Source organism: Nocardia sichangensis, from assembly GCF_047200615.1.
Lineage (GTDB): Bacteria > Actinomycetota > Actinomycetes > Mycobacteriales > Mycobacteriaceae > Nocardia > Nocardia sichangensis.
Map to the genome: position 1 here is coordinate 1 of NZ_JBJZOK010000003.1, position 13,215 is coordinate 13,215.

Annotated in this window: 15 protein-coding genes; 7 read left to right on the plus strand and 8 right to left on the minus strand. The window is 67.2% G+C overall.

Annotated features, from left to right (window positions below; all coding sequences use genetic code 11):
* Positions 1-37: 37 nt before the first annotated feature.
* Together ACL03I_RS04730 and ACL03I_RS04735 are read right to left on the minus strand one after the other, a co-directional pair.
* Positions 38-499: a hypothetical protein gene (locus ACL03I_RS04730; protein WP_355076875.1), complete on the minus strand. Its 462-nt coding sequence runs from the start codon at positions 497-499 to the stop codon at positions 38-40.
* Positions 500-513: 14 nt separating this feature from the next.
* Positions 514-1,512 carry a sigma-70 family RNA polymerase sigma factor gene (locus tag ACL03I_RS04735; RefSeq protein ID WP_412805206.1) on the minus strand — a complete coding sequence of 333 codons (999 nt, stop codon included), beginning with the start codon at positions 1,510-1,512 and terminating at the stop codon, positions 514-516.
* 184 nt (positions 1,513-1,696) lie between these two features.
* Here ACL03I_RS04735 and ACL03I_RS04740 point away from each other — a divergent pair, with 184 nt between their 5' ends.
* Entirely contained in the window at positions 1,697-2,116 is a 420-nt protein-coding gene (locus ACL03I_RS04740; protein ID WP_379250382.1) for a VOC family protein, read from the plus strand.
* A 72-nt stretch (positions 2,117-2,188) separates the two neighbouring features.
* Here ACL03I_RS04740 and ACL03I_RS04745 read toward each other — a convergent pair whose 3' ends face one another.
* Entirely contained in the window at positions 2,189-2,971 is a 783-nt protein-coding gene (locus ACL03I_RS04745) for a crotonase/enoyl-CoA hydratase family protein (protein ID WP_355076882.1), read from the minus strand.
* Between the two features lie 60 nt (positions 2,972-3,031).
* On the opposite strand from ACL03I_RS04745, the gene ACL03I_RS04750 reads away from it, so the two are divergent.
* Positions 3,032-4,681, plus strand: coding sequence for an acyl-CoA synthetase (locus tag ACL03I_RS04750; protein ID WP_412805207.1), 1,650 nt, complete (start codon positions 3,032-3,034; stop codon positions 4,679-4,681).
* Between the two features lie 56 nt (positions 4,682-4,737).
* Here ACL03I_RS04750 and ACL03I_RS04755 read toward each other — a convergent pair whose 3' ends face one another.
* The 3 genes from ACL03I_RS04755 to ACL03I_RS04765 all read right to left on the minus strand — a co-directional run bounded on the left by ACL03I_RS04755 (position 4,738) and on the right by ACL03I_RS04765 (position 6,770).
* On the minus strand, positions 4,738-4,935 hold the full coding sequence (locus ACL03I_RS04755) for a hypothetical protein (RefSeq protein WP_412805208.1): 198 nt from the start codon (positions 4,933-4,935) through the stop codon (positions 4,738-4,740).
* Between the two features lie 152 nt (positions 4,936-5,087).
* Positions 5,088-5,552, minus strand: a complete 465-nt coding sequence (locus ACL03I_RS04760; RefSeq protein ID WP_355076888.1) for a hypothetical protein — start codon at positions 5,550-5,552, stop codon at positions 5,088-5,090.
* A gap of 30 nt (positions 5,553-5,582) precedes the next feature.
* On the minus strand, positions 5,583-6,770 hold the full coding sequence (locus tag ACL03I_RS04765) for an FAD-dependent monooxygenase (RefSeq protein ID WP_412805209.1): 1,188 nt from the start codon (positions 6,768-6,770) through the stop codon (positions 5,583-5,585).
* A 101-nt stretch (positions 6,771-6,871) separates the two neighbouring features.
* On the opposite strand from ACL03I_RS04765, the gene ACL03I_RS04770 reads away from it, so the two are divergent.
* Complete coding sequence (locus ACL03I_RS04770) at positions 6,872-7,459, plus strand: TetR/AcrR family transcriptional regulator (RefSeq protein ID WP_355076891.1); 588 nt, start codon at positions 6,872-6,874, stop codon at positions 7,457-7,459.
* A gap of 246 nt (positions 7,460-7,705) precedes the next feature.
* On the opposite strand, the gene ACL03I_RS04775 is transcribed toward ACL03I_RS04770, so the two are convergent.
* Both ACL03I_RS04775 and ACL03I_RS04780 read right to left on the minus strand, forming a co-directional pair.
* Positions 7,706-8,800, minus strand: a complete 1,095-nt coding sequence (locus tag ACL03I_RS04775; RefSeq protein WP_355076893.1) for an acyl-CoA dehydrogenase family protein — start codon at positions 8,798-8,800, stop codon at positions 7,706-7,708.
* 20 nt (positions 8,801-8,820) lie between these two features.
* The gene (locus tag ACL03I_RS04780; RefSeq protein WP_356963637.1) at positions 8,821-10,014 is read right to left on the minus strand and encodes an acyl-CoA dehydrogenase family protein; all 1,194 of its coding nucleotides are present in this window, start codon (positions 10,012-10,014) and stop codon (positions 8,821-8,823) included.
* Between the two features lie 154 nt (positions 10,015-10,168).
* Here ACL03I_RS04780 and ACL03I_RS04785 point away from each other — a divergent pair, with 154 nt between their 5' ends.
* The 4 genes from ACL03I_RS04785 (at position 10,169) to ACL03I_RS04800 (ending at position 13,214) form a co-directional block, all read left to right on the plus strand.
* Positions 10,169-10,357, plus strand: coding sequence for a ferredoxin (locus ACL03I_RS04785; RefSeq protein ID WP_355076896.1), 189 nt, complete (start codon positions 10,169-10,171; stop codon positions 10,355-10,357).
* A gap of 43 nt (positions 10,358-10,400) precedes the next feature.
* Entirely contained in the window at positions 10,401-11,303 is a 903-nt protein-coding gene (locus ACL03I_RS04790; RefSeq protein WP_355076897.1) for a 3-oxoacyl-ACP reductase, read from the plus strand.
* A gap of 290 nt (positions 11,304-11,593) precedes the next feature.
* Positions 11,594-12,358 (plus strand): MlaE family ABC transporter permease, encoded by a 765-nt coding sequence (locus ACL03I_RS04795; RefSeq protein WP_355076899.1) that lies wholly within the window; start codon positions 11,594-11,596, stop codon positions 12,356-12,358.
* A 4-nt stretch (positions 12,359-12,362) separates the two neighbouring features.
* Positions 12,363-13,214 carry an MlaE family ABC transporter permease gene (locus ACL03I_RS04800; RefSeq protein WP_412805210.1) on the plus strand — a complete coding sequence of 284 codons (852 nt, stop codon included), beginning with the start codon at positions 12,363-12,365 and terminating at the stop codon, positions 13,212-13,214.
* The last annotated feature ends 1 nt before the right edge of the window (position 13,215 follow it).

A 13,215-nucleotide genomic window follows, 5' to 3' on the forward strand; every position in this document is an offset into this window, starting at 1 on the left:
CTTCTCGGTCCGGGGGTTTCGTGGTTCGCGAGTCGGGTTAGCGGGCCGACAGCGCGTTATGTTCCTGCCGCATGTCGCCACTGGCGACGGCGACGAGACGCTCCTGGTCATCGAGCGGCATCGCGAAAAATCGCATTCCGAAGTGTGGTTCGCCGAGCTCAGCGGCATCGATTTCGATGGACCGCCGCGTCGTCTCGACCACGATGCCCGGCCGATCCTGCGCCACCCGGACGGCAACGATTTCAGGGAAACCGTCACGACCGCCGATGCAGTACCGCAGTTGCTCGCCGGGCTCGCGAACACCACCGATGCCGCCGGAATCCAGGCGCCCCTCGCCGTTCGCGACTTCCACGAAGGTCGCCAGGAAATCTGCATCCTCCGGCCAGCCCATGAGATCGGCTTCCGGTGGCCGTCGTGCGTCGCACCAGACGCGCCATGTGAATTCACCGCGGGAACCAACCGGCGTGACCGGCTCCCAACCTTGATCGCGGAGGGTCATTCGTGCGTTCCGGATCAAACGTTCTCGCGCAGTTCAGGCGCGAGGCCGAACAGGGGGAACAGCTTGTCGGTGTCGAGGAAGAAGTTCAGTCCGGCGATGGTGTCGCCGTCGAGTTCCAGCACCGTGATCGACCACGGCACCCACACGCCCGGCTCGTCGCTCGGCTTGTAGTGGCCGAAGGCGGGCAGGCCGTTGGCGCCTTCCAGCCGGACCAGTCGCGAATCCCGGCAGGCGCTTCCGTGGCCGAGCATGAACGCGGCCACGTTCTCCGGGCCGGAGATCCACAGCTCGATCGGCGGCATGGACAGTGCCACATCGGCTTTCAGCAGTGAGGTGAGGGTATCCATGTCGTAGGCCTCGAACGCCTTGACGAAACCGTCGACGAGTTTGCGCTGGTCCTCGTCGGTCTCGTCGTAGGTGTCGGTGGCCGCGGGCTGGACCTTGGACATGGTGGCGCGCGCTCGTTGTAGCGCGCTGTTGACCGACGCGGGCGACATGGTGAGCGCCTCGGCGGTCTCGTTGGCGGAGAAGCGCAGCACCTCGCGCATGATCAGGATCGCGCGCTGGGTGGCGGGCAGGTGCTGGCAGGCGGCGACGAAGGCCAGGCGCAGCGTGTCCTTAGCGCTGGCGTGCTCGGCCGGATCGGCGCCGAAGGCCAGGGCGTTCGGGATCGGCTCGATCCAGACGTAATCCGGTTGGGGCGCGGGCAACGGCGAATCCGGCCGCGACGGACCGGACAGATCCATCGGCCTGGCGCGGCGCTGCGGACCGTCGAGCATGTCCAGGCAGACGTTCGTGGTGATCTTGTACAGCCAGGAGCGGAGGCTGGCGCGGCCCTCGAACGAATCGTAGGACTTCCACGCCCGGGTGAGGGTCTCCTGCACCGCGTCCTCCGCTTCGAAGGACGAGCCGAGCATGCGGTAGGCGTACGCGCACAGCTCCCTGCGATGGGTCTCGAACGCGGCGAGCAGATCGGGAGCGAGGCCGGCGGGGGAGCCGGGCGAGTCGTTCATGGGTGTCACCCTGCCACAGGCCACCGACAAGAAACAGGCTCTTCAACTCGAGTACCGCGCTGATCAAGATCATTAAACCTGTGCGGCCTGTGGGACGTGTCACGGTCGTCGCGGCGATGAATCGACCGCTCGCGGACCGTCATATCCGGTGACACGAAAAGAATTTGCTCGAGAGGAAGAGGCCATGAGCAGCAAGATGATCTTCATCAATCTCCCGGTCGCCGATCTGCACCGATCGATGGCGTTCTACGAGGCGCTGGGCTGGAAGGTCAACCAGGAGTTCACCGACGACAACGCGGCCTGCATCGTGGTGGACGACAACATCTGCCTGATGCTGCTCATCAGGGATTTCTTCACCACCTTCAGCAAGCGTCCGGTGGCGGACACGAAGGCGGCGATCAACGCCGCGTACGCGCTCGCGCTGGGCAGCGCCGAGGAGGTCGACAGCCTGACCGAGGCCGCGCTGGCCGCGGGCGCGACCGAAGAGGTGAACGAGGACAAGCGAGCGCAGGAGGCGCAGGTCGGCATGCACGGCCGCACCTTCATCGACCCGGACGGTCACCAGTGGGAGCCGTTCTGGATGGATTACCCGGGCGCGAACTGAGCCCGGCGAGGGGTCGCACCCGATGCGCGTGCACTGGCCGCGCATCGGGGGCGTAGGGCTCGATCCGGGAACTCAGTTTCCGGTGAAAGAGGGCTTGCGCTTCTCCGCGAACGCGCGCGGCCCTTCCTTGGCATCGGCCGAGCGGAATACGGACATGCCGAGCTTGGCGTCGATCTGGAAGGCGTCCTCCTCCGGCATGGCCTCTGTCTCGCGGATGGTGCGCAGGATGGCCTGCACGGCCAGCGGGCCGTTGGCGGCGATCTGCCCCGCGATCTCCAGCGCTTTGTCCAGCGCCGTGCCGTCCGGCACCACGTGCCCGATCAGGCCGATCTCCTTGGCCTCGGCGGCGGTCAGGTGCCGTCCGGTGAGCAGAATCTCGGCGGCGACGGTGTAAGGGATCTGGCGGACCAGCCGCACCGCCGAGCCGCCCAGCGGGAACAGGCCCCAACGCGCCTCGGAAACGCCGAATTTCGCGCTCTCCCCGGCCACGCGGATGTCGGTGCCTTGCAGGATCTCGGTGCCGCCCGCGATGGCGGGGCCCTCGACCGCCGCGATCAGCGGCTTGGTCAGCCTGCGTCCCTTGAGCAGCGCCTCGAGCTTGGCCGGATTCCAGCCGCCGCCGTCGATGGTGTCGCCGGGGTGCTCGGAGGTCATGCCCTTGAGATCGGCGCCCGCGCAGAACGCGCCGCCCGCGCCGGTCAGGATCGCGACCCGGATGTCCGGATCGTCGTCCACCTGGTTCCAGGCGTCTTTCATGATCGCCATCATCTCGCCGGACAGCGCGTTGCGCGCCTCGGGCCGGTTCATGGTGACGATGAGGACGTGGTCGCGCTTCTCGACGAGGCAGTGCGGCATCGCTGATTCTCCTGACTTCGAGCCTTGTCAGAAACAGTAACACGTTCTATTTTTATGACTGTGAGCTACAACATAGCGGACCTTGTCGAACATGCCATCGACCTGATGCCCGACCGCGTCGCGCTGGCCGACGACGGCCGCGAGGTCACCTACGCCCAGTTGGAGGAGCGGGCCAACAGTCTCGCTCACTACCTGCAAGAACAGGGAGTCCAGCCGGGCGACAAGGTGGGTATCTACTCACGCAACACGATCGAGGCCGTCGAGGCCATGGTCGCGGTCTTCAAGGCGCGGGCCGTGATGATCAACGTGAACTTCCGATACGTCGAGAACGAGTTGCAGTACATCTTCGACAACTCGGACATGGTCGCGCTGATTCACGAGCGGCGCTACAGCGACCGGGTCGCCGCCGTTCGTTCCAAGACCCCGCAGCTGCGCACCGTCATCGTCGTCGACGACGATACGACCGGCACCATTCCCACCGCAGCCGATTCGGTGGAATACGAAGCGGTGATCGCGCAGTCCTCCGGCGAGCGCGACTTCGGTGAACGCTCCCCGGACGACCTGTACATGGTCTACACCGGCGGCACCACCGGCATGCCCAAAGGCGTGATGTGGCGTCAGGAGGACGTCTGGCGCGTGCTCGGCGCGGGCATCAACTTCATCACCGGCGAATACGTCCAGGACGAGTGGGAGCTTGCCAAGGTCGGTGCTGGCAGCCCGCCGATGGTGCGGTTCCCGATCCCGCCGATGATCCACGGCGGAGCGCAGTGGGCCACGTTCCACAGCCTGTTCGGCGGCGGCAAAGCCGTGATGCTTCCGGAGTTCTCCGGGCACGGCGTGTGGCAGGCCATCGATCAGCACAAGATCAATCTGATCTTCATCACCGGTGACGCCATGGCCCGCCCGATGCTCGACGCGCTGATCGAGGGCAATCCGGAAACCGGTCAGCCCTACGATCTTTCGAGCCTGTACGTGATGGCCAGCAGCGCGGCGCTGTTCTCGCCCGCGCTCAAGGACCAGTTCCTCGAGCTGCTGCCCAACCGGATGATCTCCGATTCGATCGGCTCCTCGGAGACCGGGTTCGGCGGTATCGCCATCGTCGCCAAGGGCGCGACGCACACCGGAGGGCCGCGCGTGAAGATCGACGCGTCCACCGAGGTGCTCGACGAGGACGGCAATCCCGTGCAGCCCGGCTCCGGTGCGGTCGGCATCCTGGCCCGGCGCGGGCACATCCCGCTCGGCTACTACAAGGACGAGGTCAAGACCGCGGCGACCTTCAAGGAGTTCAACGGCGTCCGCTACGCCATCCCCGGCGACTTCGCCCGCGTCGAGGAGGACGGCACGGTCACCATGCTCGGCCGCGGCTCGGTCAGCATCAACAGCGGCGGCGAGAAGATCTACCCCGAGGAGGTCGAGGGCGCGCTCAAGACGCATCCGGAGATCTTCGACGCGCTCGTGGTCGGCATCGAGGACGAGCGCTGGGGCCAGCGAGTGGTCGCGGTCGTGCAATGCCGCGGCGAGTCCCGCCCCACCCTGGAAGAGCTCCGCCCCATGCTCACCCAGGAGATCGCGCCGTACAAACTCCCCCGCAGCTTGTGGTTCGTCGACGAGATCAAGCGTTCTCCGGCGGGCAAGCCCGACTACCGCTGGGCCAAGGAACAGGCCCTCTCCCGTCCCGCCGACGACAACGCCGTGGCGAGCGCGAAGTAGCAGTCTGACCGCACGGCCGGCCACCGCGCCTCGCGGGGTGGCCGGCCACTACGGCATCAGCGCGGCCGATCGGTCTGCCGTGGATGCCTCGTACCGGCGGGTGTCAGGTAGAGGGTGCGGTTGGCGTCATCGATCGCGTACCAGATCCGGCCGCCTCCGGTGATCTCGTATTGCCATTGCTCCAATTCCGCGCCGCCGAGTTTGACCGATTTGAGCTCATACTTCAGTCGATGCTGCAGCGAAGGATTCGCCATGCTTCGAGGATCGCTGGTGATGTCGACCCATGCTCGATCGAGGTTTCCCGGGGCCTGGGCCAACAGTTCGGCCCAACCACGCGCGGCATTCGAGCTGTGCACGACAACGCGCCACGGATTGGGGCGCGGTACCTCATCACCTCGGTGCGGCTTCATTCCGCCGTTCCCGGCCGTGTGACCTCGGTGAAGTCCGCCGGGTCGAACGGCCCGGTCAGTCGGCGGGCGAGTTCTGGTTGCGCGTAGATCTCGGCGGTGCTCCGCCAAGCGGCCAGATCGCGGGCGAACGGAATGAACAATCCGGTGTCCGCACCGGCGATGAGCTGGTCCAGCAGTTCGCTCACCGCTTCGGTGCGTCCGGTCTCGGGTAGCCATTTCAGCCAGGGCAGCTCTTCGGCGAAAACCTCTTCCGCCAAGGACCGATTCGATCGGGCGATGATGGCGAGGGTGCGGGCGAGCAGCCGCGTCGCGGCCTCCTTGGCCTCGAACCGCTCCGAGCGAGACAGCACGAGATTTTCCGCGTCGCGGCGCTCCAGGATGACGTCGGCGTCGTCCAAGGCGGGAAACACCGACGTCTGTTTACGAATCAAGTCGCTGAAGGGAAAACTTCTCGCGGTCATGTTCCTAGCCTACGCGACTTCTGAAGTAGTTCAGCGATTGGCGAGTTCGGACAGTTGGTAGGCGAGGCGGTGGCGGAAGGTGGGGATGCGGGACAGGGTGCTGAGGACCAGGTTGCGTACGGTGCGGGCGGGGCGTGCGCGCAGGGTGGCCATCTTGGTCATGCGGTCGGTGAACGAGACGACGCCCAGCGCGACAGGGCGGCGGGTGGTTTCGTAGTCATCCAGCAAGGTGTCCGGCTCGCCGGCCAGCACGCGAACCAGCAGCGGGCCGAGGGTGGCGGCATCTTGGATGCCGGTGTTCATGCCCTGGCCGCCCGCCGGGCTGTGCACGTGGGCGGCGTCGCCCGCGAGCAGGATGCGGCCGCTGCGGTAGTGGTCGGCGACGCGGTGGTGCACGCGGAAGCGCGAGCTCCACAGCACTTCGTGCACGCGCACCGTGCCGCCGGGGCCGCGGGCGTCCAGAAGCTTCTGGATGTCCTCCGAGGTCGAGTGCTCGGGCGCCGTTTCCAGGGTGGCGACCACGCGGAAGCGGTTCGGCTCCTTCTCGTCGGGCAGCGGCGCGACCACCATGACGCCCTTCGGTGAGAGGTGCAGGGCCACTTCGTCGCGCGCGATCGGCCAGTCCATCCGCACGTCGGCGAGGACGAAGGATTCCGGGTAGGTCGCGCCGGTGAATCCGATGCCCGCCTGCTCGCGGACGATGCTGTGCATGCCGTCGGTTCCGATGACGTAGTCCGCGCGGATGCTGCCCGGCGCGCCCGCCTCGTCGGTGTATTCGACCGTGACGCCGTCGTTCTCCTCCGCCACCCGGGTGACCTGGTACGGGCGCTGGACCTCCCCGCCCGCCTGCCGCAGTCGCTTCAGCAGCACCGCCTCGGTGGTGTCCTGCGGTGTCATCAAGGTGTAGGGGTAGCGGGTCGGCAGCCCGTCGAACCCGATGGTCGCCAGGGTGCGCCCGCCGTCGTGGACGGTGAAGCGCGCGACGATGTCGCCGGTCGCCACCAGTTCGTCCGCGATGCCGAGCTGCTCGAGCACTTCCAGCGTCCTGGCGTGCACGACCGCGGCGCGCGAGGTGTTCGCGCCTTCGCTCAGCCGGTCCAGCAGGACGAAATCCACCCCCGCGTCGGCCAGGGTGATGGCGGCGGTGAGTCCGGCGGGACCCGCGCCGACGATCACGACGGAGGTGGCGGCGGGCAGCGGGTTCGGGGTGGCGTTCATCGGAACTCCTCAGGTCAACGTTTGTAGGCCAACGTTTGTTGACATAACCGTAGCGCGGGCCGCGCTAGGAAGTCAACAGTTGTTGGCCTACACTTGTTGGCGTGACCGTAGAGCCTGATCAAGCCCCCGCTCGGCGCTCGGACGCGACGCGTGCGGCGATTCTGGAAGCGGCCCGTGCCCGATTCGCCGCCGAAGGTTTCCGCAAGGCGACCATCCGCGCCATCGCCGCGGACGCGGACATAGACCCGTCCATGGTCATGCGGTACTTCGGCAGCAAAGACGGCCTCTTCGCGGCGGCGGTCGACGTCCGTCTCGATCTGCCCGACCTCGGCTCCGCGGACCCGGACACCCTGGGCGAGCAGTTGGTGCGCCGCTTCTTCGAGATCTGGGAAGAGCAGCCGAACAGGGAGGTGCTGCTGACGCTGCTGCGCTCGTCGATCACCGACGAGGCCGTGGCCGAACGCGTCCGCGCCATCTTCACCCAGCAGATACTGCCCGCCGTCCTGCGTTTCGGGGCTCCCGCCGACGCTCCACGCAGGGGAGGTCTGATCGTCACGCAGATGCTCGGCCTCGCCCTGTGCCGCTATGTCCTGTGCCTGCCCCCGGTCGTAGCCCTGACCCGCGACCAGATCATCGCCGAGGTCGCGCCCACCCTCCAGCGCTACCTGACGTCCATCCCGACTGAGTGAAATCAGCTGGTACGGGGCGGTACGGTCGAATGACGGCCGACGATCCCTGCTGCTCCGCGACAGAGTGGCCGCATGTCCATGGCTGCGGCGCGAATGCGCTCGACCAGCGCCGAGCGGCGTTCGAAGACGCCGCCGACCACGTATTGCGGGTCAGCGCGGAGCTGAACCGGCGAGTCGCCTGAGGCGCAACGAAATCGGCCCGCACGACGTGCTGTCGTGCGGGCCGATCGGTCTGCCGTGCCGCGCTCAGCCTGCCAGCAACGCACCGAGGGCGCGGAGGTGGTCGGTGCCCGCGCCGAGGGCGAACTCGTTGTGTTTGGCGGCGGTGAAGTAGTTGTGCGCGATGTGGTCGCGGTCGATGCCGACGCCGCCGTGCACGTGGACGACGGTGTGGGCGACGCGGTGGCCCGCGTCGGCGGCCCAGAACTTGGCGGTGTGTACCGCTTCGGCGGCGGGCAGGTCCTCCGACAGCAGCCATGCCGCTTGGGTGACCGCCAGGCGCAGGCCTTGGACGTCGATGTAGGCGTCGGCGAGTCGCTGCGCCACCGCCTGGAAGCTGCCGACCGCCTTGCCGAACTGCTCACGTTCCCTGGCGTAGTCGGCGACCAGCTCGAGCGCCCGTTCCAGAGTGCCGAGCTGTAGGGCGCTCAGACCGAGCCAGGCGCGAGTGAGGATCCAGTCCAGGATCTCCACGCCACTGTCCACCGTGCCGACGAGTTCGGCGGGGGTATCGGTGAGTTCGACCGCGAATTCGGGGCTACGGTCGACCACCTGCTGCGCGGTCACGGTCGCCGCCGCGGGATCGACCAGGAACACCGCGGTGATCCCTGAGACGGTGGCGGGCACCAGAATTCGCTCGGCCCGGTTCGCGAAGGGCACGGTGGTCTTCGCGCCGGTCAGCCGCCAGCCGTCCTCGGTCTCCACCGCGGTGGTGGTGGGTGCGGCGGGTTCCCAGTTGCGCTCCTCGGCCAGCGCGACCGTCAGGATGACGCTGCCCGCGCCCGCCCGGGTGGCCAGCTCCTGTTGCGCCGCGGAACCGAACCGCGCCAGCGCGCCCGCGCCGAGCGCGATCGACCACAGGTACGGCACGGCCGCGAGGTGCTTGCCCAGCTCGCGCAGGATGGCGGTCTGCTCGAGCGAGCCGAGGTCACTGCCGCCGACCGCCTCGGGCAGCGCGGCCGCGAGCACGCCGGTCTCGGCCAGCGAGTTCCACAGCTGCTGATCGAATCGCTCGTCTGCGGTGTCGAGTTCGCGCAGCCGGTCGGCGGTGACGAGCTTGCCGCACACCTCGCCGGTCAGCCGGCCGAGATCGAGTTGGGCTTCGGTGGGGGTGAAATCCATAGCGTTCTACCTGCTTTCGATCAGCGCGCCGCGGCAGGCTGCTTGAGGGCGGTCATGGCGATGATGTCGCGCTGCACCTCGTTGGTGCCGCCGCCGAAGGTCAGGATGAGCGCGGCGCGGTGCATGCGCTCCAGACGGCCGCGCAGTTCCGCGCCGGGGGAGTCCTGGCGCAGGTAGGCCTGCGGCCCGAGCACCTCCATGAGCAACCGGTACGCCTCGGTGGCCAGCTCGGTGCCGTACACCTTGCAGGTGGAGGCATCCCACGGGCGCGGAGCCGCGTCGCCGCCCGCGTCGGCCCGGCTGGCGATCTCCCAGTTCAGCAGCTTGAGGTACTCGACCTTGGCGTGCACCTTGGCCAGGTTGAGCTGCACCCATTCGCGATCGATCACGCGGGAGCCGTCACCGGCCTTGGTGTTGCTCGCCCACTCGACGGTCTGGCGCAGGGCCAGCGCGAGCGGCGCGGCCGAGGTGAGCGCGACGCGCTCGTGGTTGAGCTGATTGGTGATCAGCGCCCAGCCGCCGTTCTCCTGGCCGACCAGCGCGCTCGCGGGCACCCGCACGTCCTGGTAGTAGGTGGCGCTGGTGTCCGGCCCGGCCATGGTGTGCACGGGCGTCCAGGAGAAGCCCTCGGCGGTGGTCGGCACGATGAGCATGCTGATGCCCTTGTGCTTCTTGGCGGTCGGGTCGGTGCGCACCGCCAGCCAGACGTAGTCGGCGTAGGCGATCAGGCTGGTCCACATCTTCTGGCCGTTGATCACGTAGTCGTCGCCGTCGCGCACCGCGGTGGTGCGCAGGCTGGCCAGATCGGTGCCCGCGCCCGGCTCCGAGTAGCCGATGGAGAAGTGCAGTTCACCGGCCGCGATCTTGGGCAGGAAGAACTTCTTCTGCTCCTCACTGCCGTAGTGCATGATCGTGGGCGCCACCGAGTTGATGGTCAGGAACGGCACCGGCGCGCCCGCGATCGCGGCCTCGTCGGTGAAGATCAGCTGATCCATGGTGGGGCGATCCTGGCCGCCGTACTCCTTGGGCCAGCCCAGCGCCAGCCAGCCGTCGTGGCCCATCTGCTGGACCACCTCGCGGTAGACGTTGCCCTGCCCGTACTCGCCGGTCTGCGCGCTCAGGGCCTCCCGGCGCTCGGGGGTGATGAGCCGCGCGAAGTAGTCGCGCAGTTCCGCGCGCAGCTGCTCCTGTTGCGGCGTGTACGCAATGCGCATGGCTATACCTCATGCTTCGTTGGATCGGGTTCCCCCGATCATTGCATATGGACTGAAACATGTTCCAGTATTGATACTGAATCCTCCCGATGACGCCCCGGTGGAGCGGATCGGCTTGTTAGGCTTCGGCCAGAGTGGTGGTAAAGGAGTTGCCATGAAGATCAGTGTCGATCCAGACCAGTGCGAAGCTAATGGAATATGTGTCGGAATCGCCCCCGACGTGTTCGAACTCGATGACGAGGACGTGCTGCACATCGCGAACGCCGATGTGCCCGCCGATCGGCTCGCCGATGTCCAGGATGCCGTCGCGCAGTGCCCCAAGGCGGCGCTGCGGCTGCAGTGAAGGACTCTTGCCGTAAGTTGGAACACGTTCTAGAGTCGGCCGCGTGAGCAATGATCTGAGTCTGGCGGGCCGAGTAGCGATCGTGACCGGCGGCGGCGCCGGACTTGGGCGGGCCGAAGCGCTCGCGCTGGCCGAAGCCGGCGCGTCCGTGGTGGTCAACGACCTCGCCGAGTCCGACGCGGTCGCCGACACGCTCGGCGCGATCCGGGCGCTCGGCGCCAAGGCGGAGTTCGTCGCGGGCAGCATCGCCGAGCGCGCCACCGCCGACGCGCTGATCCGCGCAGCGGAGGAGTCGTTCGGCTCGGTCGACATCGTGGTCAACAACGCGGGCATCACCCGCGACCGGATGCTGTTCAACATGTCCGACGAGGACTTCGACGCGGTGCTCGCGGTGCACCTGCGCGGCCATTTCCTGCTGTCGCGCAATGCCGCCGCCTACTGGCGCGGCAAGTCGAAGCAGGCGGGCGCGCCGGTCTACGGCAGGTTGGTCAACACCTCCTCGGAGGCCGGCTTGCTGGGTCCGGAGGGGCAGGCCAACTACGGCGCCGCGAAGGCGGGCATCACCGCGCTGACCCTTTCGGCAGCGCGGGCGCTGGCGCGCTACGGCGTGCGCGCCAACGCGATCGCGCCGCGGGCGCGCACGGCGATGACCGAGGCTGTGTTCAGTCCCGCGCCGGAGGGGGAGCCCGATCCGCTGTCGCCCGATCACGTGGCCCGGCTCGTGGCCTATCTGGCCTCGCCCGCGGCCGACGCGGTCAATGGGCAACTGTTCGTCGTCTACGGGGGGATGGTGGCGCTCATGGCGGCGCCCGTCGTCGAGCATCGGTTCGACGCGGCCACGGGGGAGTGGTCGCCGCGGGATCTGGCCGACACGCTGGGCGGCTACTTCGCCGATCGCCCCGATGGGCGGACCTTCTCGGCCTCTTCGCTGACCGAGTTGGGGTGAGCCGCGGCGGCCCGCCGCGAGCGCGCAACTGATCAGCTGTCCAACTGTTGATCATGGGATCGGTGCTTGGTAGACATAGGGACGGGTTATGTCTCACCTCACAAAGGTGGGATCATCACTCGCTGACACCGGTTCCAAATTTATATGCCGATCTTTCGAAAAATTGCACTTCAAATGTGTGAAAAGTGCTACCGGCAACACGGTGAACATGTTCTAATCGTTCCGGCGGTGCGGCCACGGTGAGATTCGCGCCGTGTGCTGTGTACGCCGGTGAGCAAGGAGGATCGCGGATGAACGAGGTCCTTGCCGTGCCGTTGCGGGCCGTCGGCGGATTCTTCGAACTCACCGCCGATGTCGCACGCGCCAGCGTGCGCAGACCCTTTCAATGGCGCGAGTTCATCGATCAGTCGTGGTTCATCGCGCGGGTATCGATCGTGCCGACATTGCTGGTGGCCATTCCGTTCACCGTTCTGGTGAGCTTCACGCTGAACATTCTGTTGCGGGAGATCGGCGCGGCCGACCTCAGCGGAGCGGGTGCGGCGTTCGGTGCGGTCACCCAGGTGGGGCCGATCGTCACCGTGCTCATTGTCGCGGGGGCGGGCGCGACCGCGATCTGCGCCGACCTCGGCGCACGCACCATCCGCGAGGAAATCGACGCCATGCGGGTGCTGGGCATCGATCCGGTGCACCGCTTGGTGGTGCCCCGGGTGCTCGCCTCGATGTTCGTCGCACTGATGCTCAACAGCCTGGTGTGCACCATCGGCATCGTCGGCGGATTTCTGTTCTCGGTGTTTCTGCAGGACGTTAACCCCGGCGCGTTCGTCAATGGCATCACGCTGCTCACCCATCTGCCCGAGCTGATCATTTCGGAGGTGAAAGCCGGATTGTTCGGGCTGATCGCCGGACTGGTCGCCTGCTATCTGGGCCTTAATGTCAAAGGCGGACCCAAGAGTGTCGGTGATGCGGTGAATCAGACCGTAGTCTTCGCTTTTATGGCCTTGTTCGTCGTGAACGTGGTGGTCACCGCCGTCGGCATCAAGTTCACGGCGCGGTGATCCGATGGCCTTCGTAATCGAATCCCGCTTCCCCCGTACCGTTCGACGGATGCGCCGGATGTCGGACTCGCTCGATTCGGTGGGCAAGCATGCCGTTTTCTATGCCCAGGCGCTCGGCGCCATTCCGCGGGCGCTGGTGCACTACCGGACCGAGACCATCCGGCTGATCGCCGAGATCAGCATGGGCACGGGCGCGCTGGCGGTGATCGGCGGCACGGTGGTGATCGTCGGGTTCCTGACCCTCTTCGCGGGCGGCACCATCGCCGTGCAGGGCTACAGTTCGCTGGGCAATATCGGCGTCGAGGCGCTGACCGGCTTCTTCGCGGCGTTCATCAATGTCAGGATCGCGGCGCCGGTAATCTCCGGCATCGGCCTGGCGGCCACCATCGGGGCCGGTTCGACCGCGCAATTGGGCGCGATGCGGGTCGCCGAGGAGATCGACGCGCTGGAGTCGATGGCGATCCGGCCGGTGCCCTACCTGGTGGGCACCCGCGTATTGGCCGGGATGATCGCGATCGTCCCGCTCTACGCGCTGGCGGTAATCGCCTCGTTCCTGGCCAGCCGGTTCGCCACCGTGGTGATCTACGGGCAGTCGGCGGGCGTCTACGACCACTACTTCTCCACGTTCCTCATCCCGAGCGACATCCTCTGGTCCTTCGCCCAGGCGATCTTCATGGCACTGGCGGTCATGCTGATCCACACCTACTACGGCTACAACGCCGCGGGCGGGCCGGTCGGCGTGGGTGTCGCGGTGGGCAACGCGGTGCGCACCTCGCTGGTCGCGGTGGTCACGGTGACCTTGTTGATCTCGCTGGCCATCTACGGCACCTCCGGCAACTTCCATCTCTCCGGATAAG

Coding starts and splice junctions, on each gene's coding strand:
- ACL03I_RS04730 (WP_355076875.1), bottom strand. CDS start 499: ATGACCCTCCGCGATCAAGGTTGGGAGCCGGTCACGCCGGTTGGTTCC.
- ACL03I_RS04735 (WP_412805206.1), bottom strand. CDS start 1,512: ATGAACGACTCGCCCGGCTCCCCCGCCGGCCTCGCTCCCGATCTGCTC.
- ACL03I_RS04740 (WP_379250382.1), top strand. CDS start 1,697: ATGAGCAGCAAGATGATCTTCATCAATCTCCCGGTCGCCGATCTGCAC.
- ACL03I_RS04745 (WP_355076882.1), bottom strand. CDS start 2,971: ATGCCGCACTGCCTCGTCGAGAAGCGCGACCACGTCCTCATCGTCACC.
- ACL03I_RS04755 (WP_412805208.1), bottom strand. CDS start 4,935: ATGGCGAATCCTTCGCTGCAGCATCGACTGAAGTATGAGCTCAAATCG.
- ACL03I_RS04760 (WP_355076888.1), bottom strand. CDS start 5,552: ATGACCGCGAGAAGTTTTCCCTTCAGCGACTTGATTCGTAAACAGACG.
- ACL03I_RS04765 (WP_412805209.1), bottom strand. CDS start 6,770: ATGAACGCCACCCCGAACCCGCTGCCCGCCGCCACCTCCGTCGTGATC.
- ACL03I_RS04775 (WP_355076893.1), bottom strand. CDS start 8,800: ATGGATTTCACCCCCACCGAAGCCCAACTCGATCTCGGCCGGCTGACC.
- ACL03I_RS04780 (WP_356963637.1), bottom strand. CDS start 10,014: ATGCGCATTGCGTACACGCCGCAACAGGAGCAGCTGCGCGCGGAACTG.
- ACL03I_RS04785 (WP_355076896.1), top strand. CDS start 10,169: ATGAAGATCAGTGTCGATCCAGACCAGTGCGAAGCTAATGGAATATGT.
- ACL03I_RS04795 (WP_355076899.1), top strand. CDS start 11,594: ATGAACGAGGTCCTTGCCGTGCCGTTGCGGGCCGTCGGCGGATTCTTC.
- ACL03I_RS04800 (WP_412805210.1), top strand. CDS start 12,363: ATGGCCTTCGTAATCGAATCCCGCTTCCCCCGTACCGTTCGACGGATG.